This is a genomic window from Streptomyces sp. NPDC029466, assembly GCF_055574515.1.
Map to the genome: position 1 here is coordinate 61,927 of NZ_JBVHZH010000011.1, position 23,468 is coordinate 85,394.

General features: G+C 69.2%; 22 protein-coding genes. 12 read left to right on the forward strand and 10 right to left on the reverse strand.

What is annotated here, in order from left to right:
• The first annotated feature begins 91 nt into the window (after positions 1 to 91).
• Together ACZ4XD_RS11805 and ACZ4XD_RS11810 are read left to right on the forward strand one after the other, a co-directional pair.
• Complete coding sequence (locus tag ACZ4XD_RS11805; protein WP_468040845.1) at positions 92 to 1,312, forward strand: MFS transporter; 1,221 nt, start codon at positions 92 to 94, stop codon at positions 1,310 to 1,312.
• A 137-nt stretch (positions 1,313 to 1,449) separates the two neighbouring features.
• The gene (locus ACZ4XD_RS11810) at positions 1,450 to 1,899 is read left to right on the forward strand and encodes a GlcG/HbpS family heme-binding protein (protein WP_468040848.1); all 450 of its coding nucleotides are present in this window, start codon (positions 1,450 to 1,452) and stop codon (positions 1,897 to 1,899) included.
• A 54-nt stretch (positions 1,900 to 1,953) separates the two neighbouring features.
• On the opposite strand, the gene ACZ4XD_RS11815 is transcribed toward ACZ4XD_RS11810, so the two are convergent.
• Positions 1,954 to 2,511 (reverse strand): DUF2269 domain-containing protein, encoded by a 558-nt coding sequence (locus ACZ4XD_RS11815; RefSeq protein ID WP_468040850.1) that lies wholly within the window; start codon positions 2,509 to 2,511, stop codon positions 1,954 to 1,956.
• A 197-nt stretch (positions 2,512 to 2,708) separates the two neighbouring features.
• Here ACZ4XD_RS11815 and ACZ4XD_RS11820 point away from each other — a divergent pair, with 197 nt between their 5' ends.
• From ACZ4XD_RS11820 to ACZ4XD_RS11830, 3 genes are all read left to right on the forward strand, one after another.
• A complete protein-coding gene (locus ACZ4XD_RS11820) occupies positions 2,709 to 3,344 on the forward strand; it encodes an HAD family hydrolase (RefSeq protein ID WP_468040852.1) in 636 nt (211 codons plus the stop codon).
• 449 nt (positions 3,345 to 3,793) lie between these two features.
• Positions 3,794 to 5,701 carry a globin domain-containing protein gene (locus ACZ4XD_RS11825; RefSeq protein WP_468040855.1) on the forward strand — a complete coding sequence of 636 codons (1,908 nt, stop codon included), beginning with the start codon at positions 3,794 to 3,796 and terminating at the stop codon, positions 5,699 to 5,701.
• A gap of 49 nt (positions 5,702 to 5,750) precedes the next feature.
• A complete protein-coding gene (locus ACZ4XD_RS11830) occupies positions 5,751 to 6,692 on the forward strand; it encodes a pyridoxamine 5'-phosphate oxidase family protein (RefSeq protein ID WP_468040859.1) in 942 nt (313 codons plus the stop codon).
• 48 nt (positions 6,693 to 6,740) lie between these two features.
• Here ACZ4XD_RS11830 and ACZ4XD_RS11835 read toward each other — a convergent pair whose 3' ends face one another.
• The 5 genes from ACZ4XD_RS11835 to ACZ4XD_RS11855 all read right to left on the reverse strand — a co-directional run bounded on the left by ACZ4XD_RS11835 (position 6,741) and on the right by ACZ4XD_RS11855 (position 10,613).
• Positions 6,741 to 7,220, reverse strand: a complete 480-nt coding sequence (locus tag ACZ4XD_RS11835; RefSeq protein WP_042150914.1) for an NUDIX domain-containing protein — start codon at positions 7,218 to 7,220, stop codon at positions 6,741 to 6,743.
• A 48-nt stretch (positions 7,221 to 7,268) separates the two neighbouring features.
• Positions 7,269 to 8,165: a LysR family transcriptional regulator gene (locus ACZ4XD_RS11840; protein ID WP_468040862.1), complete on the reverse strand. Its 897-nt coding sequence runs from the start codon at positions 8,163 to 8,165 to the stop codon at positions 7,269 to 7,271.
• Between the two features lie 310 nt (positions 8,166 to 8,475).
• On the reverse strand, positions 8,476 to 9,603 hold the full coding sequence (locus ACZ4XD_RS11845; RefSeq protein WP_468040865.1) for a cystathionine gamma-lyase: 1,128 nt from the start codon (positions 9,601 to 9,603) through the stop codon (positions 8,476 to 8,478).
• On the reverse strand, positions 9,600 to 10,232 hold the full coding sequence (locus tag ACZ4XD_RS11850) for a low molecular weight protein-tyrosine-phosphatase (RefSeq protein ID WP_468040869.1): 633 nt from the start codon (positions 10,230 to 10,232) through the stop codon (positions 9,600 to 9,602). The genes ACZ4XD_RS11845 and ACZ4XD_RS11850 overlap by 4 nt, the downstream gene beginning before the upstream one ends.
• A 3-nt stretch (positions 10,233 to 10,235) precedes the next feature.
• Positions 10,236 to 10,613, reverse strand: coding sequence for a phage holin family protein (locus ACZ4XD_RS11855; RefSeq protein WP_042150905.1), 378 nt, complete (start codon positions 10,611 to 10,613; stop codon positions 10,236 to 10,238).
• Between the two features lie 48 nt (positions 10,614 to 10,661).
• On the opposite strand from ACZ4XD_RS11855, the gene ACZ4XD_RS11860 reads away from it, so the two are divergent.
• From ACZ4XD_RS11860 to ACZ4XD_RS11875, 4 genes are all read left to right on the forward strand, one after another.
• On the forward strand, positions 10,662 to 10,979 hold the full coding sequence (locus ACZ4XD_RS11860) for a cupin domain-containing protein (RefSeq protein WP_387237630.1): 318 nt from the start codon (positions 10,662 to 10,664) through the stop codon (positions 10,977 to 10,979).
• Between the two features lie 217 nt (positions 10,980 to 11,196).
• Positions 11,197 to 11,421, forward strand: a complete 225-nt coding sequence (locus tag ACZ4XD_RS11865) for a DUF5326 family protein (RefSeq protein WP_468040877.1) — start codon at positions 11,197 to 11,199, stop codon at positions 11,419 to 11,421.
• Positions 11,422 to 11,835: 414 nt separating this feature from the next.
• Positions 11,836 to 12,606 (forward strand): IclR family transcriptional regulator, encoded by a 771-nt coding sequence (locus tag ACZ4XD_RS11870; protein WP_468041076.1) that lies wholly within the window; start codon positions 11,836 to 11,838, stop codon positions 12,604 to 12,606.
• 104 nt (positions 12,607 to 12,710) lie between these two features.
• On the forward strand, positions 12,711 to 13,133 hold the full coding sequence (locus tag ACZ4XD_RS11875; protein WP_042150901.1) for an SsgA family sporulation/cell division regulator: 423 nt from the start codon (positions 12,711 to 12,713) through the stop codon (positions 13,131 to 13,133).
• 39 nt (positions 13,134 to 13,172) lie between these two features.
• Here the strand turns inward: ACZ4XD_RS11875 and ACZ4XD_RS11880 are convergent, their stop codons facing one another.
• A complete protein-coding gene (locus tag ACZ4XD_RS11880; protein WP_468040882.1) occupies positions 13,173 to 14,567 on the reverse strand; it encodes a YibE/F family protein in 1,395 nt (464 codons plus the stop codon).
• Between the two features lie 221 nt (positions 14,568 to 14,788).
• On the opposite strand from ACZ4XD_RS11880, the gene thiC reads away from it, so the two are divergent.
• A complete protein-coding gene (thiC, locus tag ACZ4XD_RS11885) occupies positions 14,789 to 16,567 on the forward strand; it encodes a phosphomethylpyrimidine synthase ThiC (RefSeq protein ID WP_468040885.1) in 1,779 nt (592 codons plus the stop codon).
• 97 nt (positions 16,568 to 16,664) lie between these two features.
• On the opposite strand, the gene ACZ4XD_RS11890 is transcribed toward thiC, so the two are convergent.
• From ACZ4XD_RS11890 to ACZ4XD_RS11900, 3 genes are all read right to left on the reverse strand, one after another.
• Positions 16,665 to 17,555: a DUF4126 domain-containing protein gene (locus ACZ4XD_RS11890; protein WP_468040888.1), complete on the reverse strand. Its 891-nt coding sequence runs from the start codon at positions 17,553 to 17,555 to the stop codon at positions 16,665 to 16,667.
• 224 nt (positions 17,556 to 17,779) lie between these two features.
• Positions 17,780 to 18,883 (reverse strand): metallophosphoesterase, encoded by a 1,104-nt coding sequence (locus ACZ4XD_RS11895; protein ID WP_468040891.1) that lies wholly within the window; start codon positions 18,881 to 18,883, stop codon positions 17,780 to 17,782.
• A gap of 263 nt (positions 18,884 to 19,146) precedes the next feature.
• Positions 19,147 to 20,247: a LacI family DNA-binding transcriptional regulator gene (locus tag ACZ4XD_RS11900; RefSeq protein WP_468040895.1), complete on the reverse strand. Its 1,101-nt coding sequence runs from the start codon at positions 20,245 to 20,247 to the stop codon at positions 19,147 to 19,149.
• 402 nt (positions 20,248 to 20,649) lie between these two features.
• On the opposite strand from ACZ4XD_RS11900, the gene hisC reads away from it, so the two are divergent.
• Positions 20,650 to 21,729 carry a histidinol-phosphate transaminase gene (gene hisC / locus ACZ4XD_RS11905; RefSeq protein WP_468040898.1) on the forward strand — a complete coding sequence of 360 codons (1,080 nt, stop codon included), beginning with the start codon at positions 20,650 to 20,652 and terminating at the stop codon, positions 21,727 to 21,729.
• A gap of 230 nt (positions 21,730 to 21,959) precedes the next feature.
• Positions 21,960 to 23,468, forward strand: coding sequence for a cytochrome ubiquinol oxidase subunit I (locus ACZ4XD_RS11910; RefSeq protein WP_468040901.1), 1,509 nt, complete (start codon positions 21,960 to 21,962; stop codon positions 23,466 to 23,468).

Sequence of the window (23,468 nt, forward strand, 5' to 3'; positions counted from 1 at the left end):
TCCGAAATATACGGCGCTTGCAATTAACCCGCGTCTGCAATTATTGTGAACGCCCGTAAGGGTCGGACGCAATGATCTGAAGGGATCCGTCATGCCACTCGCACTCCTGGCTCTCGCCATCGGTGCCTTCGGGATCGGAACGACGGAGTTCGCGGTCATGGGCCTGCTGCCCGACATGGCGGCCGGCTTCGGGGTCTCCATCCCCCTCGCCGGATACGCGACCACCCTCTATGCCCTCGGCGTGGTCGTAGGAGCGCCGCTGATGACCGCTCTCGGCACGCGCTTCACCCGCAAGCAGATGCTGATGCTGCTGATGGGTCTGTTCATCGTGGGCAATCTGCTCACGGGCCTCGCGCCGAACTTCGGGATCATGCTGGCCGGGCGGATCGTGGCCGCGTTCACGCATGGCGCGTTCTTCGGTATCGGCGCGCTGGTGGCCGCCGATCTCGTCGCGCCCCAGAAGCGGGCCGCCGCCCTCTCGCTGATGTTCAGCGGTCTCACCGTCGCCAACGTCGTGGGCGTGCCGGCCGGCACCATGCTCAGCCAGCATGTCGACTGGCGCACCACCTTCTACGCCATCACCGCGCTCGGCGTGATCGGCCTGCTGGGGATCGTGAAGCTGGTCCCCGCACAGCGGGCGAAGGCGGCCTCTCCCATAGGCAGTGAACTCGCGGTGTTCCGCAACCCGCAGGTCGGCCTGGCGATGCTGATGACGATCCTGGGCTTCGGCGGAGTCTTCGCGGCCCTCACCTACCTCGCCTCGATGATGACCGAGGTCACCGGCTTCGCACCGTCCTCCGTGATCTGGCTGACGGCCCTCTTCGGTCTTGGCATGGTCGGCGGAAACCTGGTCTCCGGCCGCTTCACCGACCGCGCCATGATGCCGATGCTCTATGTCTCGCTGACCGGTCTCGCGCTCTCACTGGCCGCCTTCACCTTCACCGCGCACGACAAGATCGCCGCCACCGTCACCCTCGCGCTGATCGGCATCTTCGGCTTCGCCACCGTGCCGCCGCTGCAGAAGCGGGTGATGGACCAGGCGGCCTCGGCGCCCACCCTTGCCTCGGCCGGCAACATCGCGGCCTTCAACTTCGGCAACGCACTGGCCGCTTGGCTCGGCGGGATCGTCATCTCCGCAGGCCTGGGCTACACCGCGCCCAACTGGGTCGGTGCGCTGATGACCGTCGCGGCGCTCGGGGTGGCGATATTCGCCTCCGCCCTGGAGCGGCGTCAGGCGAGCCGTGGCCAGGTGGTCGCCGCCGGCGAACCCACCGTGATCGCCGACGAGCCCGTACCGGCAGCACACGGCTGACGGCTACGTCCGTCCCCCCCCGAAGCACCCGCACCACCCCGAAGCGTGCGCACGACCCGAGCCCGCACCACCCGTACCACCGGCGCTCCGCGCTCCACCGGCGCGGCCGTCGTCACCACACCCCAAGGACCACGCTCATGAGCACCCCTACCGCCACCCCCACCACCGCACTTACCGTCCGCCCCCTCACCACCCGCGAGGCCGATGCCCTGATCGAGGCCGCCGTCCGTGCCGCCGAGGGGCTCGGTGTGCGGGGCAGCGTCACCGTCCTCGACGCGGGCGGCCAGCTGCTCGGCTTCCGGCGGGACGACACGGCCGTGCTGATCTCCGGCGAGACCAGCACCCGCAAGGCGTACACCGCCCTCCAGTTGGACGCGCCGACCACCGACCTCGTCGACCTCGTACGCCCCGACGGCCTCTTCCACACCCTGCCCACGGCGCTGGACCGGCCGCTGCTCTTCCTCGCGGGCGGTGTGCCGCTCCACCGGGACGGCCGGCTGATCGGCGCACTCGGCTTCGGCGGCGGCGCCCCCGAACAGGACCACCGGATCGTCACCGCAGCGATAGCGGAGACCGACCTCGCCTGACCCTGGCCCTGGCCCTGGCCCTGGCCCTGACCCTGACCCCGGCCCCGCCCGTCGCTAGCGGACGCCCGCGCCCTCGATGCCGTTCCGTCGTGCCCGGCCGGCGCGGGCCTCGGCCCTCTGTGCCCGGCGCAGCCGGCTGCCGCGTGCGGTCGGCCCCCAGGGCTTGAGGACGGAGATCGCGGTGATGAAGAGATAGGTGGCCGTGGCGACCGACGGCGCGACGACGAGGCTGATGTCGGCGACCGGCGTGCCCGCGGCGGCCTCGGCGGCGAGGCGGTTGATGCCGGGCCGGAGCGAGAAGACCGACAGCAGCACGGTGATGAGCGTCAGCCAGAACTTCACGACGACCCAGCGGTGCCGGGCCAGCCCCCAGGCGGTGCCCAGGGACAGCACCAGCCCGCTGACCAGCGAGGCAAAGGCGAGCGGGAGGACCAGCCAGTCACCGAAGATCTTCATCGCACGGTAGGCGACCGCCGTCATCTCGGAGGAGCCGGTGGTGTAGCCGGTGATGCCGAGTGCGAGCAGCCCGAGGGTGAGACCGAGCCAGCTGACGGATACGGCAAGGTGAAGGACGAGGACGGCCCGGCGGGCGGGGCGGTTGAGCTGCTGCATACCGACACGGTCCCGCCCCGCGCGGCGCGATACATCTGCCGGCGGGAGTATCCGCGGGTACGCGGCCTTGAGTACGTACCCGCTCACGCCGCAGAGGGGCCCTCGCTTCGCCGGATTTGGGGATGTACGAACCCAGTTGCACCCATACCCCCTCCCGCCCACGCCTCCCTGCGCCGGGCGCCCTAGGCTCCGGGGGCATGAGCAAGCTGCATCTGTTCGACATGGACGGGACCCTGCTCCACGGGTCCGCGGCCGCGGTCGAGATCTCCCGGCAGCTCGGGCTGGACCGGGAGATCGGCGAGCTGGAGCGCGGATTTGCGGCGGGGCAGTTGACGCCCGTGCAGTTCGCACAGCGGGCGTGTGAGCTATGGGCCGCCGAGCTGACCGAACGTGAGGTGGCCGCGGCCTTCGACGGTGCGCCGTGGCTGACCGGTATCCGGGAGGTCTGGGCGGACATCCGGGCACGTGGCGAACGGTGCGCGGTGATTTCCCTGTCGCCGGCCTTCTTTGTCGAACGGCTGCTGGCCTGGGGCGCCGACGCGGCGCACGGTTCCCGCTGGCCGCTGGTCCCGATACGGCAGGCGGTGGAACCGGCCGGCATCCTCACCTCGGCGGCGAAGGTGCGTATCGCAGATGAACTCTGCGTGCGGTACGGGCTGACCCGCGCCGACTGCGTGGCGTACGGCGACTCCCTGTCGGACACCGAACTGTTCGCGGCCGTTCCGCGGTCCGTGGCCGTGAATGCGGATCACCATGTCAGTGACCTGGCCTCATATGCGTATGCGGGACGTGATCTGCGCGAGGCATACGCACTGGTGCGTACTGGCCAGTAATTCCGTATTTTCCACGGAGGATTCGTCCGCTGTGTGCGCTGAAATTGCAGTCTGTGGGGAGGATCACTGTTATCGGAAGGGCCGCCCACAGTGTTCCAAGATCAGGACTTGTGGTTTCAACTACTGCCGGTATGGTCGAGTCCGGCTTGGCGGAGTGAGGGCTTCCGCGGGTACGCGAAGGGCGGGCAAAGCTCGTCAGCCTAGCGGCGAAGCGGCCCGCGACACCCGCACTTCCGACTATTTGTCCATCGTCGTGAGCAGGGATGGCATGCTGCTGACGCGGCGTCTGCTCCACAATGTCGCAGGGAAGTGAGATTTGTCCGCTTTGGAGGATGTTGCCGGAATCGCTTGAGTCGATGAAGAATTCCGGGGCAGGCGGGGGAATTCCGGGCAGTTCCGATCCACGGAAGTGCGAAGACGACTGAAAGACGTTCGAGGCGAGGCAGACCATGGACGCTCCGACCACTACGTCGGCCGATAACGGCTCTTCCGATGGGAGCAGTGGCGATTGGGGTTGGTTCACTCCGCCGGCAAAGAAGTCGTCCGGAGAACAGCAGGAGCGGCAAAACAGCCAGGACCGGCGACAAGGCCAGGACGGCCGGGCCGAACCGGACGACCGGAGTGCGCACCCCGACCGCGGTGACTACAGAGGCCACGAGGCGACAGGCGAGCCGAACGACCGGGAGCAGATACCCAGTCGGCCGGTCAATCCGATCCGGCCGGTAGGCACCGCCGCCGAGCGGGTGCGCGAAACGGAGCCGTCGCAGGTCCCGTCGGCAGGGCACCCGGGCGCAGCGCCCCCCGCACCCGCCGCCACCGGACAGCCCGCGGCCGCCTCCGGGTACGCCGCCCCGGCCTCCGCACTGCCACATCGCGAGGCCGAGCCCTCCTGGGAACGTCAGCCGGCCCAGGGAGGTCAGCCGACCTGGGAGCGCGCGTTCGTCCACGACCTGGAGCCCGAGCCCGTACACCAGGAGCCCGAGCCCGTACACCAATCGGCGCGCGTCACGGGAGCGCCCACGGGGAGCGCTGCCCCGGTGCCGCCCGCCCAGAGCGCTGCCCCGGCGCCGCCCGCCCAGAGCGCCGCCCCGGCGCCGCCCGCCCAAAGCGCGGCCCCCGCGCCCCCCGCTTTCACCCCCAGGGCCCGCCCCGCCGCTCCCGCACCGGAGCCTTCTCTCGAGGCCGTGACCGCCTCGGCGTCCTCCGCGGAACCCGCCTCTCCCGACGCGGTTCTCATCCGTCGCACGATGGCGGAGATCGAGCCCGTGGCCGACAAGGTCACCTCGTACTTCTACGCGCTGCTCTTCGTCCAGTATCCCGATCTGCGGGCGCTGTTCCCCGCCTCGATGGACACCCAGCGCGACCGTCTCTTCAAGGCGCTGCTCACCGCGGCCCAGCACGTCGACGACGCCGATGTGCTCACCGCGTACCTCGCGAACCTCGGCCGCGGGCACCGCAAATACGGCACCCAGCCGGACCACTACCCGGCGGTCGGCGAATGCCTGCTCAGCTCGCTCGCGCGCTATGCGACATCCAGTTGGGGGCCGGAGACCCAGGCCGCCTGGGTGCGTGCCTACACGGCGATCTCGCAGATCATGATCGACGCGGCCGCCGAGGACGAGGCCGTTGCCCCCGCCTGGTGGCAGGCCGAGGTCGTCTCGCATGAGCTGCGTACGCCCGATATCGCGGTGGTCACGGTCCGTCCCGACCAGCCCTACCCGTTCCTCGCCGGGCAGTACACCAGCGTGGAAACCCCCTGGTGGCCGCGCATCTGGCGGCACTACTCCTTCGCTTCGGCACCCCGCTCCGACGGTCTGCTCTCCTTCCACGTCAAGGCGGTCCCGGCGGGCTGGGTCTCCAACGCCATGGTCCATCGCGCCCGCCCCGGCGATGTCATCCGGCTCGGGGCCCCCGGCGGCTCGATGACCATCGACCACACCACGCGCAGCGGTCTGCTGTGTGTCGGCGGCGGCACCGGCATCGCACCCATCAAGGCCCTGGTCGAGGATGTCGCGGAACACGGTGTCCGGCGCCCCGTCGAGGTCTTCTACGGCGCCCGCAGCGACCAGGACCTCTACGACCTCGACACCATGCTGCGGCTGGAACAGACCCACCCCTGGCTCTCCGTACGCCCGGTCGTCGCCACCGGACCGGCGGCCCGGGGCGGGACGAGCAGCGAAACCGGCCAACTTCCGGACGCAGTACGGCAATACGGTCCTTACCGGGAATACGACGCCTATCTTTCCGGGCCGCCGGGGTTGATCCGCAGTGGTGTGGACGCTTTGGTGGGGGTAGGCATCCCGACCGACCGCATACGGCACGACTCCATCGAAGAGCTGGTCTCAGCAGCAGATTGAAGTCTTGGCAGTGCAGGGCGACGACGGTCCAACAGGGGAGGGGTGGGGTATGCCGAGGCAGGAGCGCCCCGGGAGCGACGGCGAGCACTTGGTGCAGCAGCGACTCGGCACGACCGAGCGCGCCGACCGCTTCTACGAGGATCAGGTCCTGGACCATCTCAATGTCCGGATGCGGGAGTTCGTGGCCCGGCAGGAGATGTTCTTCCTGGCCACGGCCGACCGGCACGGCGACTGCGACTCGACCTTCCGGGCCGGCCCGCCGGGCTTCGTCCGGGTGCTCGACGACCGGACGCTGGCATATCCGGAATACCGTGGCAACGGTGTCATGGCGTCCATCGGCAATATCTCGGAGAACCCGCGCCTGGGCATCCTGATGATCGACTTCACCCGGGACCGCATCGGCCTGCACATCAACGGCCGCGCGCGGGTCGTCATGGACGAGGAGATGCGGGCACACCACGCCGATCTGCCGGTCGACCCGATCCCCGGGCGGCGCGCCCAGCTGTGGGTCACGGTCGAGGTCGAAGAGGCGTACATCCACTGCGCCAAGCACATTCCGCATCTCCAGAAGGTCCCGGCGCACCAGCGCGGGGCGCGGGCGTGGGGCACCGACGACAGCAAGCGCAAGGGCGGCGACTTCTTCGGCGCGGCGGCGGAGGCGAGTGAGCGTCCGCCGTTCCGGCGCGCGGCGCGCACGAACGAGCATCTGCGGGGCGGACTGCATGAGGACACGGGCGAGGCGGCCTACCAGGGCGCGGCTGCGGTGTACGACGGCGACCCCGCGCACGCCCGCGTCGGCCTGCCCCACGCCTCACGACCTGAGCCCGGCTATGGCGCCGGGACCGAGGTCGACGGCCGGCGGGATTTCGTGGAGGAGCTGAACGCGGAGTTCCTCGACCGCGTCGAGCGGGTGCTCGCCCGCGCCCAGCCCCGTCGTGCCGCGGAGGACGAGGCCGGCTTCCGCGGATGGTTCGACCGGCGCGACGGCTGACCCGGCGCCCGAGGCAGCGGCCGTCGTGGTGGTGACTCGGTGGCCGCCTCAGCCCAGGTCGGGGGCGTGCATGGCCCGTACGCCCTCGATGTTGCCGTCCAGGTAGTGCCGCAGCGACAGCGGTACGACCTCGACGGAGGCGATACCGACGCGGGTGAAGGGCACCCGCACGATTTCGTAGTCCCCGCAGGGCTCCTCGACCTCGGGGCCGTGCCGGCGTGCGAGGTCCATCGAGTCGAGCCGGCAGACGAAGAAGTGCTGGACCTTCACGCCGTCCACCCCGCCGTCGCTGAAGTGCTCGACGGTGTCCACGAAGACCGGCACCACGTCCTTGATCTTCGCGCCCAGCTCTTCGTCCAGTTCACGGTGGAGGGCGTCGATGACGGTGGCGTCCTCGGGCTCGACGCCGCCGCCGGGAGTGATCCAGTACGGGGCGCGGCCCGGCTTGGTCCGCTTGATCAGAACGAGGTCCGCGCCGTCGAGCAGGATCGCGCGGGCGGTGCGTTTGACGACTGGCCGTTCGTTCATAGGGGACAGATGCCGCAGTCACGGCCTGGTGAAACCCTCGCCCCTCGGTCACCAGTCGACAGCGGTGCGCAGCAGCCATTCCTGCGCCCGCGCGATATGCGGCAGGCCGAGCGTCCCGGTCCGTACGGCCAGGAAGTAGGTCCGCAGTGGGGGTACCGGCGGATCGAGCAGGGTGATGACGTCGCCGTCCGCGAGCGCGTCGGCGCACAGATAGCGGGGCAGGACGGCGAGCCCCGCGCCGGCCGCGACGCACGCCAGCACCGCCCGCAGATCGCCGGTGATCACGGCCGCGGAGGCCGTGGGCTTCGTATCGAAGACCGTGGACCAGTAGCGGGCGATCAGCGGCAGACTCTCGTGCACCTCGACGATCGGTATGGGGTCCAACAGACGGACGCCACCGGCCTCCAGTACCGCGGAGCCGCCCAGCTGATCCGCCCAGTGCGGTGCGGCGATCAGTACATGTTCCTCGTCGCACAGCGGGGTGGCGGTGAGGAGCCCGCCGCGCGGCCGGGTCGTGGTGACGGTCAGATCGTGGTGACCGTCCGCCAGACCGCTCAGCATCTCCTTCGCGGGCCCGAAGGAGGTGCGGATGGACAGGCCCTGGGATATCAGCGGGGCCAGCGCCGGGAGAGCGCGCTCGGCGAGGAACTCCGGGGGGCCGGAGAGATGGAGAGTGCGGGTGACGGAGTCCCGGTCCAGGCCCGCCTCGGTGATCTCGGTGAGCGCGTCCAGGTGCGGCGCCACCTTGTGGGCGAGTTCGTCGCCGATGGTGGTCGGGGTGACACCGCGGGCGTACCGGAGGAAGAGCGGGCGGCCCAACTGGCGTTCCAGCGCCCGGATCTGGCTGGTCACCGCGGGCTGGGACAGGCCGAGTAATGCTGCGGCCCGGGTGAAGGAGCCGGCGCGGTGCACCGTGACAAAGGTGCGCAGCAGAGCCAGATCCATCGTGTACCTCCTGCGCCCCTCGGAAGCCTGGTCGCGGGCCAACTATAAATTTGTCGATAGGGATGTGTCGCTAGCGTGATTGGACACTGACGCTCGGTCAACTAGCCTTGTTCGAGCGGTTGGTTTCACGTGGAACATCTGGTTTCACGTGAAACGCGTGGACTCGGGGCCATGTGGAACCGCAGGCCGGCAGGGTGACGAGGGGGGATACCCTGCCGGCCTTCCTTGCGTCTTCAGGCGTGCCGGACGCGGCGATGCGTCCCGCTTGTTCGACTCCTGTCGGTCATGCGGTTCATCCCGGTCTGTCGGTTCAGCTCCGTGCGGCCAGGTCCAGCGCCCGGAGGACATCCGCGACCAGATCCTCGGGCTCCTCGACGCCGACCGAGAAGCGGATGAAGCCCTCCGGCACCGCGTCTCCGCCCCAACGGGCCCGCCGCTCCGCGCTGGACCGTACGCCCCCGAAGCTGGTCGCATCGTCGACCAGGGTCAGCGCGTCCAGGAACCGCTCCGCGTAGGACTTGTCCGGCAGCACGAAGGACACCACGGAGCCAAAGCGGCCCGCGCGCATCTGCCGGGTGGCGAGCTCATGGGACGGATCGGACGGCAGACCCGGGTGGCGCAGGCCGGTGACCTCCGGGCGGTCGACCAGGGCCGTGGCCAGCGCCAGTGCACCGGTCGACTGCTGGCGGATGCGCAGCGCGAGAGTGGCGAGTGAGCGATGCGCGAGCCAGCTCTCCATGGGGCCGGGGATCGCGCCCACGGTCTTGCGCCACAGCCGTACGGACTCGGCGAGCGCGGCATCACGGGTGCTGGCATACCCCAGCAGGACATCGCCATGGCCGGTCAGCGCCTTGGTGCCGCTGGCCACCGAGAAGTCCGCGCCCAGGTCGAGGGGGCGCTGGCCGAGCGGGGTGGCCAGGGTGTTGTCGACGGCGACCAGCGCGCCTTGGCGGTGCGCCGCGTCGGCCAGCCGCCGGATGTCGCAGACATCGAGGCCGGGGTTGGAGGGCGTCTCGATCCACAGCAGTCGGGCGCCGTCCAGCGCATCGAGCTGGGCGTCGTGTGCGGTCGGCGCGGTACGGACCTCGATGCCATAACCCTCCAGGCGGGTGTGCACAGCAGGCAGCAGCTGATAGCCGTCGCTGGGGAGCACCACCGCGTCACCGGAGCGCAGGTGGGAGAAGAGCACCGCGCTGATCGCCGCCATCCCGGAAGCGAAGGCGACGGTGTGGGCGCTCTCGTCGGGCGATTCGAGGGTGCTGATGGCCTGTTCCAGACGGGTCCACGTCGGGTTGGCATCGCGGCCGTAGGTGTAGGGACCGACGGCGTCGCCGGGGAGGTGGTAGTGGGCCGCGAAGACCGGCCCGGGGAGGGCCGGCTCATAGGCCTCGGGCCCCGGGAGCCCGGCTCGTACGGCGCGGGTGCCGTCGCCCGTCATGCGCTCTCCTTCTCCTGCGGCTGCTGTGGTTCCTGGGCAGCGCGCCGGTGGTCGTGGTCGGGGACGCGGGCCGTGACGACGGTACGGGCCGGGAGCGTGGCCCGGACCGCGGCCAGCAGGCCTTCGCTCGCCGTCTCGACCATCTCCAGGCACTCCTCGAAGCCCTCGAAACCGCCGTAGTACGGATCGGGGACGTCGAGATCGTCGGAGAGGCCGGAGGCGGCGGGCACCGGGCCCGAGGCGCCGCCCGCCACCGGGCCTGTGGCCGCGCCCGTCCCGTACGCACGCAGCAGCTGGACCTTGGCGGCGTCCCGTGCGGTGGGGGCGAGCCGGCGCAGCTCGCGCAGATGGCCGGAGTCGAGCGCGATGACCAGGTCGAGGCGGTCGAACCAGGAGGCTTGGAACTGCCGGGCGGTGTGAGCGTGTTCATAGCCGCCCGCGCGCAGTACGGCGACCGTGCGCGGGTCGGCTCCATCGCCCTCGTGCCAGCCGCCGGTCCCTGCGCTGTCGGCCTCGACCAGGCCGTCGAGCCCGGCCTCCGTGAGGCGGGCACGGAAGACGGACTCCGCCATCGGCGACCGGCAGATGTTGCCGGTGCAGACGAAGCAGATGCGGAAGGGAGCGGTCACGGGTCAGTCCTCGTCGGGAAGGATCACATGCATCGCCCAGGCGACGATGGAGATGATCACGCCGCCGAGCAGTGCCGTCCAGAAGCCCTCCACATGGAAGGCGAGGTCGGCCTGGCCGGCGAGCCAGGAGGTCAGCAGCAGCATCAGCGCGTTCACGACCAGCGTGATCAGGCCGAGCGTGAGGATGAACAGGGGGAAGGAGAGCAACTTCACCAGGGGCTTGACCAGGAAATTGACCAGCCCGAAGATCAGCGCGACGAGGATCAGGGTCAGTATTTGGCGGCCGGTGTTCTCACCGGTGAGCGTGATGTCCTTGAGCAGCCAGATGGCCACGGCAAGCGCCGCGGCATTGGCGATCGTCTTGACCAGAAAATGCTTCATGGTGAGATCGTCGCAGACGAGTCTGAATCATCGAGGGGTGCGAACGGCATGAAGGCTTTCCGACTGGAAGAGCTGGAAGCGGAGCGGGCCGCGAACGACGGTGCGTATCTTCAGTTCCTCCGGGAACGCAACATGTCGGTCGGGCTGTATGCGCTGGATGCCGGCAGCGTCGATCCACAGCAGCCGCACGCGCAGGACGAGGTGTATTTCGTGGTCAGCGGCCGGGCGGCGATCACGGTCGGGCAGGAGACGCAGTCGGTGGCCCGTGGCAGCGTGGTCTACGTGCCGGCGGGGGTGCCCCACAAGTTCCACCACATCAGCGAGGACCTCCGGGTGATGGTGGTCTTCTCTCCTCCTGAGAGCTAAGGGTCGGACCCCGGAACCCGTAGGGGAAGGGTCAGGGGAGGACCGGGGCTGCGAGGCCCCCATGGCCGTGTGCCGCGTCCTAGCATCGTTGGTGAAGGGAAACCTGAGGCGTGAGGCGGCAGGCCGGCAGCGCGCGGACGGTGCCATCAGCGCCGCGGCGGACGGATAGCGCGGTACGGACAATGACAGCGCGAAAGACAGAAAGCAGGGGAGAGCAGTGGCCGGTAAGGGGATATTCGCAGGGCTTCCGTGGTGGGTCACCTGGGTCGTGGTGCCCGTCGTCGTGATCGTCGTCTTCGGCGGACTGATCGCCACCGCACTCGGTTTCCTGATCGGCGTGCTGTTCAAGGTCCTCATCGCGGCGGCCCTGATCGCCGGAGTCATCTACCTCGTCCGCAGGGCCAGCGGCTCGTCCTCCTCCTCGCCGAAGAGCGACTGGTAGGCCACCGCCGGTACGACCGGCCGCCGGTGCTCGACCGCCGGTGCTCGACCGCCGGCGGTCGTCTGCCGTGGTCCGCTCGGCCCGGCGAGGATCGCGGAACAGCTCAACTCGCAAATCCCCCAAAAACACCTCATCGGTACGTAGTTGGGGCCGGTGTCGAACCCAGCCCGCACAGCGCCGCTCGGCGGTGCGCGGGCGGGGTAACTCCGCCGGCTTTCGGGCTTTCGCCCCGACCTCCCGGGCTAGAGTGCCGCTCGCAGCCGTCTTCCGGACGGTGGCGTTCCGGAAACCCGAGCGAGACGAGCTTGGTCCGGGCGCCATCGGGTGCCGGGGAGGCGTGCGCGGTCACGGGAGTTGGTCCCGGGGCCGGGGCCCGTGCCCCGCGGCGAGCGGACCTGGGGGTTGGCGTTGGCAATCGTGAACGGCGAATCCTCCTCCCACCCCACCTTGATCGGATCGGTGCAGCGGGCGCTCCGGCTGCTGGAGGCAGTGGGTGCGCATGCCGATGGTGCGCCCGCCAAGCAACTGGCCAGAGAGGCGGGGCTACCGCTGCCGACGGCCTATCACCTGCTGCGCACGCTGACGCACGAGGGCTATCTCCAGCGGGAGAACGGGGTCTTCGTACTCGGTGCGGCGGCCGAGGTCCTCGGTCGGGCCGGGGCTGAGCGCCGGCAGCGGGCTCATCTCTCCGAAGCGCTGGCCGTGGCGGGCCAGGAGCTGGACGCCGCCGTCTACTTCGCTGTCTACCGGGAGGGTGAAGTCGAGGTGGTGGCGGTGACCGATGACCCGGCGCGGCCGCCGGTGGTGGAGTGGGTCGACTTCCGTACCACCGCCCACACCCATGCGATCGGCCAATGTCTGCTCGCGCAGCTTGACGAGGCGGCGAGGAAGGAGCATCTGGCGCGTCATCCCGTCCAGTCGATAACGCCCTTTTCCGTGCGAACTGAGGACGATTTGCTGCATCGTTTGGATACGGTGCGTCGCGGCCATGCCGCTTATGAGCGCCAGGAATATGCCCTGGGCACGGTATGCGCCGCCATTCCCGTCCAGGTGGGGGCGGCTGCGGCGGCGTTGGCGGTCTCCCTGCCCGTGGACGAACTGCGTCGATTGCGGTCCGTTACAGACCGACTACGGAAAATGGCGGAGGCGACACTAACGACACTCGCCTTCTCTATCAGTATCTGAAAACTCACTCCTTGTGATCTGCTGGCACGTGGCAGACGATGGCGCCAACAGGGCTACGGGCGTTGTTTCCCGGCCATCTCCGATCAAGTGCGGGGCAGTGGTTGATGACCGACACAGTTCAGGCAGAAGTGATCATGAGCTTCGTCGTCTCGGAGGAGCTTGCGTTCCGGATCCCGGTGGAGCTGGACTTCGCCAGCGCCGATCCGTACGCCGTCCGTCTCACCTTCGATCTGCCCGGCGATGCGCCGGTGACCTGGGCGTTCGGCCGGGAGTTGCTGCTGGACGGGCTGAGCCGGCCGTCCGGTGAGGGCGATGTGCGTATCGAGCCGGCCTCCCCCGAGCACCTCAGCGATGTCCTCATCAGCCTTCAAGTCGGCGCCGAGCGTGCGCTGTTCCGGGTGAGCGCGGCGCCGCTGGTCGCCTTCCTGGACCGTACGGACCGGCTGGTGCCGCTGGGTAAGGAAGAGGTCTGCGACACCCTGGAGGCCGTACTCGACCGGATCCTCACCGAAGCCCCCGCCGGCTGACCCCGCCCGTCGTTCCCCTCCCCTGTTCCCGCCTCTCCGTCATCCCTGCTTACGTCGCTTGCCGCGTCCCCCACGGCGTCCCGGTCGGCCACCCGTGGGGCTCGTCGGCACGCCACCGCGGACCCCGGCCCCGGCTCCCCGTCCCGCTCCGGTATCGCCGCTCGCCGGCACGGTCTGCTCCTTCCGGTCCGCCGAGACGACCAGCGCGGCCAGGAGTGTGGTCAGCGGTACCGCGGCGACCAGCCCGATGCTGCCCACGAGCGTGCGGATGATCTCCTCCGCGACCACCTCGCTCGAAGCGACCGTCCCGATGCTGCTCTGCGCGATCGAGAACAGCAAAAGCAGCGGCAGTGCGGCACCCGCGTAGGCCAGCACCAGGGTGTTGACGACGGACGCGATGTGATCCCGGCCGATGCGCATCGCGGCGCCGTAGAGCTTGCGCCAGCCGGCCGACGGGTCCGCCTCCTTGAGCTCCCAGACCGCGGCGGTCTGGGTCACCGTCACATCGTCGAGCACGCCCAGCGAACCGATGATGATCCCCGCCAGCAGCAGACCGCGGATCTCGATGTCCGGATACAGGCCGTGCACCAGCCCGGTCGTGTCGTCCGTATTGCCGGTCAGCAGCGCCCAGCCGATGAAGACCGATCCGAGCAGCCCGATCAGCAGCAGTGACGCGAGGGTGCCGAGGACGGCCACGGACGTACGGGCCGTCAGCCCATGGCACAGGTACAGCGCGATCAGCATGATCGCGCTGCCCCCGACCACCGCCACCACCAGCGGATTGGAGCCCTGCAAGATCGCCGGAAGGATGAACAGCGTCAGGACCACGAAGCTGGCCGCCAGTGCCACCAGTGCGAGTACGCCACGCAGCCGGCCGACGATCACCACTGCGAAGGCGAAGATCGCGGCCAGCAGCCACATCGGGAGCGACCGGTCGACATCGCTGACCGAGTACTGCAACTCCTTCGGTGCCTTGGGGGAGTACGCCACCACCACCTCCTGGCCGGTGGTGTAATGCCGCAGCGCGTCCGGGGTCACCACCGTCTGGAAGGTGCGCCCCTTGTGCTCCCCGGTGGTGACTTCGATCGTCGTCTGCTGACAGGGCTTTCCCTTGTTTGACCCCTTGGCCGGTGGCTGCCCCGTCGGTGACGGGGGCTGGGGCTGCTGCTCGGCATGGACATCCGCGCAGTTCACCTCCGCCACTTTGACCACTCGGGCGCTCTCCGTGGGCTGATCGAAGCCGACCCCGGACGGTTTGTGCGGAGGTGCACCGCCCGGCCAGAGCACGACCAGGCCGACCGCCACTGCGGCCGCGAACGGGATCAGTACGGCTGCGATGACCTTGCGCAGATGCCGGGAGACGGGCGCAGCAGGGCCATGGCCGTGCCCATGGGAGTGCGCGGCGGGGTGGTGGTGGGACTCGTGAGCGGACACCGCCCGATCATCGCAAGAACTCCAGGGGCCCACTGTTCACCGCGCCACATCGGCCGCTACCGTGGTGGCACCTTTGCAATCGCGGGAGCTCGGAGCACCGGGCTGAGAGGGCGCTGACCTCCGTCCCAGCGGCGTTTCACGTGAAACGCCGGCGGACGGAAGCCGCTGCGTCGACCGCCGAACCTGTTACCGGGTAATGCCGGCGTAGGGAGTTGGGTCTCATGACTCTGCAGGATGCACGCACGCCCGAAAACGGTGCCAACGGTGGCGAAAAGCCGCAGATCGGCTGGCACAAGGGCTATGTCTCCGGATCGCGCCCCGATCTTCGGGTCCCGGTCCGGCGGGTGCACCTCACCAACGGCAAGGACGTGACGCTCTACGACACGTCAGGGCCGTACACCGACCCGAACATCGATACCGACGTCCGCCGTGGTCTGGCACCGCTGCGGGAGAACTGGATCATCGGCCGCGGCGACACCGAGGAGTACGCGGGCCGCCCCATGCGGCCGGAGGACGACGGCCTCAAGCACACCTCGCCGCGCGGCGGACTCAAGAACCTCGACGCGGTCTTCCCGGGCCGCCCCCGCCAGCCGCGCCGCGGCCGCGCGGGCACCCCGGTCACCCAGCTCGCGTACGCCCAGCGCGGCGAGATCACCGCGGAGATGGAGTACGTCGCGGTCCGCGAGAAGGTCACGCCCGAGTTCGTCCGTGACGAAATCGCGGCCGGCCGCGCGGTGCTGCCGGCGAATATCAACCACCCGGAGATCGAGCCGATGATCATCGGCAAGAACTTCCTGGTGAAGGTGAACGCCAACATCGGTAATTCGGCGGTCACTTCCTCCATCGAGGAGGAGGTGGAGAAGATGACCTGGGCGACCCGCTGGGGCGCCGACACGGTGATGGATCTGTCCACCGGCCGCAATATCCACACCACCCGCGAGTGGGTGCTGCGCAACTCCCCCGTCCCCATCGGCACCGTCCCCCTCTACCAGGCGCTGGAGAAGGTCGACGGCAAGGCCGAGGAGCTGACCTGGGAGATCTACAAGGACACCGTCATCGAGCAGGCCGAACAGGGCGTCGACTACATGACGGTGCACGCCGGTGTGCTGCTCCGCTATGTGCCGCTCACGGCCCGCCGCAAGACAGGCATCGTCTCCCGCGGCGGTTCGATCATGGCCGCTTGGTGCCTCGCTCACCATCAGGAGTCGTTCCTCTACACGCACTTCGAGGAACTCTGCGAGATTCTCGCCTCCTACGACGTCACCTACTCGCTGGGCGACGGTCTGCGCCCCGGCTCTATCGCGGACGCCAACGACGAGGCGCAGTTCGCGGAGCTGCGGACGCTCGGTGAGCTGAACACCATCGCCAAGCGGCACGGCGTCCAGACCATGATCGAGGGCCCGGGGCATGTCCCGATGCACAAGATCAAGGAGAACATCGACCTCCAGCAGGAGATCTGCGAAGAGGCGCCGTTCTACACGCTCGGCCCGCTGACCACCGACATCGCGCCCGCCTACGACCACATCACCTCCGGTATCGGAGCGGCGATGATCGCCTGGTGGGGCACCGCGATGCTCTGCTACGTCACGCCCAAGGAGCACCTGGGCCTGCCGGACCGCGACGACGTCAAGACCGGGGTCATCACGTACAAGATCGCGGCCCATGCGGCGGACCTGGCCAAGGGCCATCCGGGCGCCCAGGAATGGGATGACGCGCTCTCCGACGCCCGCTTCGAGTTCCGCTGGGAGGACCAGTTCAACCTGGCCCTCGACCCGGACACGGCCCGCGCCTTCCACGACGCGACGCTGCCCGCCGAACCGGCGAAGACGGCGCACTTCTGCTCGATGTGCGGCCCGAAGTTCTGCTCGATGAAGATCAGCCAGGACATCCGCCGCGAACACGGTGGCGACCTGGCCCTCGACCCCGAGGCCGGAATGGCCGAGAAGTCGAAGGAGTTCGCGGCGGCGGGCAACCGCGTGTATCTGCCGATCGCGGACTAGCCGGGCCGTCCGGACGCACCCGGCGGAAGGCCCCTGCCCGACGGGCGGGGGCCTTCCTGGTCCCGCCCGCACCGGCTCTGACCTCGAAGGAGCCCCACTAATCCGTCCGGTGGTCCGGCCCGCCGTAATCCGGGCTGGTGAAGTCCGGGCTGGAGTAGCGCGGGCGGGACCCCGAGGAGCCGCTGTCGGGGCTGGTGAACTGGGGGCGGGTGTAGCCGAGGGTGGGGATCCGGCTCTCCGGGGACGTGGTGCTGCGGGGGACGTAGCGGGCGGGGTCGTCGTCCGGGGTGGCGGTGGGGTCGGTGAGGGCCGCACGGAGAAAGGGCAGCAGACCGCGTTCCAAAAGGGCGCGGCGCCATGCCTCGTGGGCCTGGTCCAGCGCCTCGGACGGCTCATCCGCTCTGGCGAGCTGTGCCGAGGCGCCGTTGCGCAGTGCCGTGATGAGCAGGCCGGCCATGGCGACGAGGGCGCCCGCCGCGGTCAGCGCCGCGAAGATCCAGCCGACGCTGATCAGCGGCTGGGCCAGGGACTTGTCGGGGCTGACGGCGCGCAGCACGTACCCGAGGAGGAGAAAGAGCACCGCGGCGATACCCGCGAGCACGGGAGCGAGCACGGCGATCATGGCGGTCAGCCCGGCGCCGGTGGTTTCGGCCTCGTCGAGGGCCGGTGTGCTGGCCGGTCCCGGTCTCCCGTCGGCGGCCGCGTTCTGCTCCTCGCCGTCCGCATCGGTGAGGGCCGCGAGGGGCGTCGGCGCGCGCAACTCGGCGCGGAGCTGCACATAGCGTTGGTATTCGGCCGCGGCGCAGGCGGCGATGGCGGTGGTCGCGCTGAGCGCCATCGTGCGCAACTGCTCGGTGTGGAAAGGGTGTCCCGCGGCGGTGGTCAGGTCGTCCGGGCGGTATGGGGCGGTACGCAGCGCCTCATCGAGGAGCCGCGCGAATTCCGCGCGATCCTCGTTCAGCAGGTGCGGAGCGCTGTTCATGTGCATCCCCCGATGCTCCGTAGGGCCGTACGGCCGGCGTTGGCCGGGCAGTGGGCGGAAACGGAGGAGAGCCTGCTACGGATAGACCGATGGTAGAGCGACTCCGGCACGGCGTGACAGAGAGTTTGCGGAAATTGAGTAATGCCACGACCGGTTTCCGCCGGTGCCGCTCCCCGTTTTCGTGCTGACTGCCCGTAGGCCGGACAGGCGTACGACTATCGGGCCAACCCTCAGCCGGCCAACGGAAGTTGCACGACCAACAGCTTTCCGGCCATCGTGACACCGCCGTCCATGGCGATGGCCAGACCATCGGCGTAGACATGCGGGCCGTCGACCGCGACGCTCTCGCTCTCGCCGTCCTCCGTGCCGACCTCGCCCAGCAGATACGGGATCGGGCTGTGGCCGTGGACGACCCGGTCGCCGCCATAGGCGTCGAGGAGTTCCCGGACGGCGTCCGAACCGGCCTCGTCGCGGAAGGCGAAGCGCTTGGTGAACTTGCGGAAAAGATCCCAGACTTCATCCGCTTCGCTGCGGGTGAGCACGTCATGGACGGTGTCGTTGACCGCCTCGATGGAGTCGCCGTATTCGAGGTAGGCGGTGGTGTCGGAGTGCACGAGCAGATGCCCGTCCTCTTCCATCACCGCGTCCAGCCGGGCCATCCACTGGAGGTGGTGGTCCTCCAGGCGGTCCATATCGCTCTTCTGGCCGCCGTTGAGGAGCCAGGCGGCCTGGAAGGACGCGGTGCCGGCGCCGGACTGTACGGGGGTGTCGCCGAACCGCTTGGCACCCAGCAGCAGGAGTTCGTGATTGCCCATCAGGGCTTTGCAGTAGCCGCCGGCCGCCGCCGCCTCGGCCGAGAGCTGCATGACGAGGTCGATGACACCGATCCCGTCCGGGCCGCGGTCGGTGAAGTCACCGAGGAACCAGAGCCGGGCGTTGCCCGCCGCCCAGTTGCCGTCGGCGTCGATCAGCCCCTCGGCGGCCAGCGCCTCGCGCAGCTCGTCGTAGTAGCCGTGCACATCGCCGACGACGTACAGCGGGCCCATGCCCTCGGGCGCGTCGGGGTCCAGGGCCGGCTCGGGCACCGGGACGACCGCCGGGCTGTCGATGAGGGTGTCCGTACGGCCCGGCGTGATGACCGGGAGGTCCCGCGCGGTCGGGGTGTACTCCTCGGGCAGCTCGACCGGCGGCGCCGCGGGGGGCGCGGCCGGAGGTGCGGCAGGGGCACCGGCGGGCAGATGCAGCGGCGGGCCGGCGGGCGGCACGGGGGACCCGGCGGGCGTGCCGGAAGGCACTCCGGGCGGCGGAGCAGGCGCCGGAGTTTCTCCCGCCATGGTCCGCACCATGGGTCCCAGACTGGCCCCCTGAGTCATCGACCCCTCCACCGTCGCGCTGCCGTGCACCTCTCGGACCTTTGCCTGGTCGACGGCGGTCCGCGGTGTCGTGCGCCCATCATAGGAATGCTGGTCGCGGGTTGTGACGCACCCGGGGGTGGTCAATCGGCCAGAGCCCGGCGTTCGCGGATGATTTGCCCCGGAATCGCCCTGTTTTTTCCGCGGAGAAGGGAACGCCCGGTCGTCCGTATGTGGGAGCACCCTCAGTCGCCGGTCGGTGCCCGTGGCGGGCTGACGGTCGTTCTCGGTGACCTTCGCTGGGACGAGGCGCGGACGATGAGATCGGTAGGTATCACCTGTTCGATGGGCCGCCCGTTGTCCAGCCCTTCGATGGCGTCGATGAGGATCTGGATGACGGCGGTGCCGATGCGGCGCGGTTTGAGGGACAGCGTGGTGATCGGCGGTTCGGTGGCGGCGTAGAGGGTGGACTCGCTGCAGCAGACCAGCAGCAGGTCCTCCGGAACCCGCAGGCCGTAGCGCCGGGCGGCGGCGAGCAGGTCCGTGCCGTTGGGGTCGAAGAGCCCGTAGACGGCGTCCGGGCGGTCCGGGCGGGCCAGCAGCCGGTCGGCGGCGACGGCTCCCGCGCACGGGTCGTGTGCCGGGTAGGACTCGTAGACCGGATCCTGGCCGACCCGCTCGCACCAGTGCAGATAGGCGGTGGTCGACAGCCGTGTGTAGGTGTCGGTGGTGTTGCCCGTGAGGAGTCCGATGCGGCGGGCGCCGGCGTCGGCGAGATGGTCGAGCAGGCCGAGGACGGCCGCCTCGTGATCGTTGTCGACCCAGCCGGTGACGGGCAGCGCGCCGCCGGGGCGGCCGTCGGAAACGACGGGGATGCCGTGCCGGACGAGTTCGGTGACGACGGGGTCTCCGTCGGCGGGGTCGATGACGACCGTGCCGTCGAGCGCGACGTTGGACCACACGTCGTGGCGGGAGGTCGCCGGGAGGATGACCAGCGCATATCCGCGGGCCAGGGCCGCGGAGGTGGCGGCTCTGGCCATCTCGGCGAAGTAGGCGAATTCGGTGAAGGTGAAGGGTTCGTCCCCGTATGTGGTCACGGTCAGGCCGAGGAGCCCTGACTTGCCGGTACGGAGCGTGCGGGCGGCTGCGGACGGGCGGTAGCCCAGCCGGTCGGCCACCTCGCGGACATGGCTACGGGTGGCATCCGGAAGCCGGCCCTTGCCGTTGAGCGCGTCGGAGACAGTCGTGATCGACACACCGGCTGCGGCGGCCACGTCCCGGATGCCCGCCCGCCCCAGCCGGCGACCGGTCGACCGGCTCACCTGGTGCTTCCCTGCTGCTGTCATGGCGAGCCGATAGTAGGGCTCGTCACGGCAATTCACGGGGGTCGACCAACGGCTGTGGAAAGGCACGTTTCTGCACGGTGATCAGTCAGCAATTCCCTGCAAAATAAAGGGAGTTGGCGTGCACGGTGATCATTCCGGGGGAGAATTTTCGCCTTCACCTGTCGATCCGTTCCGGTCCCGAAGTGGTCTCAAGTCACCTTGACGGGGGATGCGCGCCACGGCGTAAGCCACCGGCGTGCGTCGTCCCGGGGAGCGCTCCCAGGAGGGATTGCGCGGGGCTCGCCGGAGGCCCGTCCAAGCGGTGGAGAGGCGTCGCCGGCAGGTCGGGGCTGCCGCCGAACGGGTTAATCCTCATAGGGTGTGCAGTATTGGAGATGAGTGGACGGTCGAGGAGGACCTGCGGTGAGCGAGAAGACCCCGAAGCTGCGTGCTGCGCTGGACGGCGTCCCCACCTACAAGCCGGGTCGGCCGGCGGCGGCCGGCGGCCCCGTCACGTACAAGCTGTCCTCCAATGAGAACCCCTATCCGCCGCTGCCGGGGGTCCTGGAGAGCGCGGTGACCGCTGCCGGGTCCTTCAACCGCTACCCGGACATGGCCTGCACGGGCCTGATGGCGGAGCTGTCCGAGCGGTTCTCGGTGCCGGTGGAGCATCTGGCGACGGGTACCGGCTCGGTCGGGGTGGCGCAGCAGCTGGTCCAGGCGACGTCCGGGCCCGGTGATGAAGTGATCTACGCCTGGCGTTCGTTCGAGGCGTACCCGATCATCACCCAGGTCTCCGGGGCCACGTCCGTGCAGGTCCCGCTGGACTCCGGCGAGGTGCACGACCTGGACGCGATGCTGGCCGCGATCACCGACCGGACCCGGTTGATCTTCGTCTGCAACCCCAACAACCCCACCGGCACCGTCGTACGCCGTGCCGAGCTGGAGTCCTTCCTGGACCGGGTGCCGGCCGATGTGCTGGTGGTGCTGGACGAGGCGTATCGCGAGTTCATCCGGGATGCCGAGGTGCCGGACGGAATCGACCTCTACCGCGACCGCCCCAACGTGTGTGTGCTGCGGACCTTCTCCAAGGCGTACGGCCTGGCGGGGCTGCGGGTCGGTTTCGCGGTGGCCCATGAGCCGGTGGCCGCCGCGCTGCGCAAGACGGCGGTGCCGTTCGGGGTCAGCCAGCTCGCGCAGGAGGCGGCGGTGGCGTCGCTGCGCAGCGAGGGCGCGCTGCTGGAGCGGGTCGATGCGCTGGTGGCCGAGCGGGCGCGGGTGGTCGACGGGCTGCTCGGGCAGGGCTGGACGGTCCCGGAATCGCAGGCCAACTTCGTCTGGCTGCGGCTGGGGGACCGAACGGTCGACTTCGCCGCGGCGTGCGAGCGGGCCGGGGTGGTCGTGCGGCCGTTCCCCGGTGAGGGGGTGCGGGTGACGATCGGCGAGAGCTCGGCAATGGATCTGTTCCTGCAGGCCGCGGAGGAGTTCCGCAAGGCGCTGTAGGCCGTCGTCAGGACGCCGTACCGAGGCCGTGGGTCTGCCGACCCGCGGCCTCGGGGCGTTTTTGCGCCGACGTGACCGCAGTCACGTACCCCCCGAGGATTGGCCGAAAAGTCATAGGAGATAATTGCTTGTGAATGTGAACGCGTTCACAAGCCCATCCGTTATGCGTCTTTTATTGGGTGCATAAGGGGCATTGCCGTGGTTCCGCACGGCGACGTAAGGAGCACGACATGGAACTGGCGTTGGCGCCAGAGACTCTGGCGCGATGGCAATTCGGCATCACGACCGTCTACCACTTCCTGTTCGTCCCCCTGACGATCTCCCTCGCCGCTCTGGTGGCCGGACTCGAGACCGCATGGGTGCGTACGGGTAAGGAGAAGTACCTCAAGGCCACCAAGTTCTGGGGCAAGCTGTTTCTGATCAACATCGCGATGGGTGTCGTCACCGGCATCGTCCAGGAGTTCCAGTTCGGTATGAACTGGTCCGACTACTCGCGGTTCGTCGGCGACGTCTTCGGTGCTCCGCTGGCCTTCGAGGCGCTCATCGCGTTCTTCTTCGAGTCCACCTTCATCGGCCTGTGGATCTTCGGCTGGGACAAGCTGCCGAAGAAGATCCACTGCTTCTGCATGTGGATGGTCTCGATCGGCACCCTGCTGTCCTCGTACTTCATCCTGGCCGCGAACTCCTGGATGCAGCACCCGGTCGGCTACAAGTACAACGCCGCGAACGGCCGTGCCGAGCTGACCGACTTCTGGAAGGTGCTGACCCAGGACACCACCCTGGTCGTCGTCTTCCACACGCTGACCGCGGCCTTCCTGACCGGCGCCGCGTTCATGGTCGGCATCTCCGCCTACCACCTGATGCGCAAGAAGCACATCAAGGTCATGCGGACCTCGCTGCGGCTCGGGCTGATCACGCTGGTCATCGCCGGTGTCCTCACCGCGATCAGCGGTGACTCGCTCGGCAAGGTCATGTTCAAGCAGCAGCCGATGAAGATGGCCGCCGCCGAGGCGCTCTGGGAAACGGAGAAGCCGGCGCCGTTCTCGGTCTTCGCCTACGGGGACGTCGACAAGGGGCACAACAAGGTCGCCATCGAGGTTCCCGGTCTGCTCTCCTTCCTCGCTCACAACGACTTCACCTCGCCGGTCCCCGGCATCAACGACGTCAACAAGGCCGAGCAGCAGAAGTTCGGGCCCGGCGACTACCGGCCCAACATCCCGGTCGCCTACTGGGGCTTCCGCTGGATGATCGGCTTCGGGATGTCGTCGTTCGCCATCGGGCTCGCCGGGCTGTGGCTCACCCGGAAGAAGTTCTGGCTGGCGCCGGGGCTGCGTACGGGGGACGAGGAACCACCCCGGCTCGCGCTGACCAAGAACAGGGAGCTCGGTGCCCGGTTGAGCAAGTGGTACTGGTCGCTTGCCTTCGTCACCCTCGGCTTCCCGCTCCTCGCGAACTCCTGGGGCTGGATCTTCACCGAGATGGGCCGCCAGCCCTGGGCCGTCTACGGCGTGCTGCGCACCTCGGACGCGGTGTCCCCGGGCGTCTCGCAGGGCGAGGTCCTCACCTCGATGATCGTCTTCACCACGCTCTACGCGATCCTCGCCGTGGTCGAGGTCAAGCTGCTGGTGAAGTACGTCAAGGCCGGCCCCCCGGAGCTCAACGACTCCGACCTCAACCCGCCCACCAAGATCGGCGGCGACAGCACGGACGCCGACCGGCCGATGGCCTTCTCGTACTAG

Coding starts and splice junctions, on each gene's coding strand:
- ACZ4XD_RS11815 (WP_468040850.1), bottom strand. CDS start 2,511: ATGCAGCAGCTCAACCGCCCCGCCCGCCGGGCCGTCCTCGTCCTTCAC.
- ACZ4XD_RS11890 (WP_468040888.1), bottom strand. CDS start 17,555: ATGCACATGAACAGCGCTCCGCACCTGCTGAACGAGGATCGCGCGGAA.
- ACZ4XD_RS11830 (WP_468040859.1), top strand. CDS start 5,751: ATGCCGAGGCAGGAGCGCCCCGGGAGCGACGGCGAGCACTTGGTGCAG.
- ACZ4XD_RS11820 (WP_468040852.1), top strand. CDS start 2,709: ATGAGCAAGCTGCATCTGTTCGACATGGACGGGACCCTGCTCCACGGG.
- ACZ4XD_RS11845 (WP_468040865.1), bottom strand. CDS start 9,603: ATGACGGGCGACGGCACCCGCGCCGTACGAGCCGGGCTCCCGGGGCCC.
- ACZ4XD_RS11855 (WP_042150905.1), bottom strand. CDS start 10,613: ATGAAGCATTTTCTGGTCAAGACGATCGCCAATGCCGCGGCGCTTGCC.
- ACZ4XD_RS11875 (WP_042150901.1), top strand. CDS start 12,711: ATGACCGACACAGTTCAGGCAGAAGTGATCATGAGCTTCGTCGTCTCG.
- ACZ4XD_RS11840 (WP_468040862.1), bottom strand. CDS start 8,165: ATGGATCTGGCTCTGCTGCGCACCTTTGTCACGGTGCACCGCGCCGGC.
- ACZ4XD_RS11900 (WP_468040895.1), bottom strand. CDS start 20,247: ATGACAGCAGCAGGGAAGCACCAGGTGAGCCGGTCGACCGGTCGCCGG.
- ACZ4XD_RS11835 (WP_042150914.1), bottom strand. CDS start 7,220: ATGAACGAACGGCCAGTCGTCAAACGCACCGCCCGCGCGATCCTGCTC.
- ACZ4XD_RS11910 (WP_468040901.1), top strand. CDS start 21,960: ATGGAACTGGCGTTGGCGCCAGAGACTCTGGCGCGATGGCAATTCGGC.
- ACZ4XD_RS11805 (WP_468040845.1), top strand. CDS start 92: ATGCCACTCGCACTCCTGGCTCTCGCCATCGGTGCCTTCGGGATCGGA.
- thiC (WP_468040885.1), top strand. CDS start 14,789: ATGACTCTGCAGGATGCACGCACGCCCGAAAACGGTGCCAACGGTGGC.
- ACZ4XD_RS11810 (WP_468040848.1), top strand. CDS start 1,450: ATGAGCACCCCTACCGCCACCCCCACCACCGCACTTACCGTCCGCCCC.
- ACZ4XD_RS11895 (WP_468040891.1), bottom strand. CDS start 18,883: ATGGCGGGAGAAACTCCGGCGCCTGCTCCGCCGCCCGGAGTGCCTTCC.
- ACZ4XD_RS11860 (WP_387237630.1), top strand. CDS start 10,662: ATGAAGGCTTTCCGACTGGAAGAGCTGGAAGCGGAGCGGGCCGCGAAC.
- ACZ4XD_RS11825 (WP_468040855.1), top strand. CDS start 3,794: ATGGACGCTCCGACCACTACGTCGGCCGATAACGGCTCTTCCGATGGG.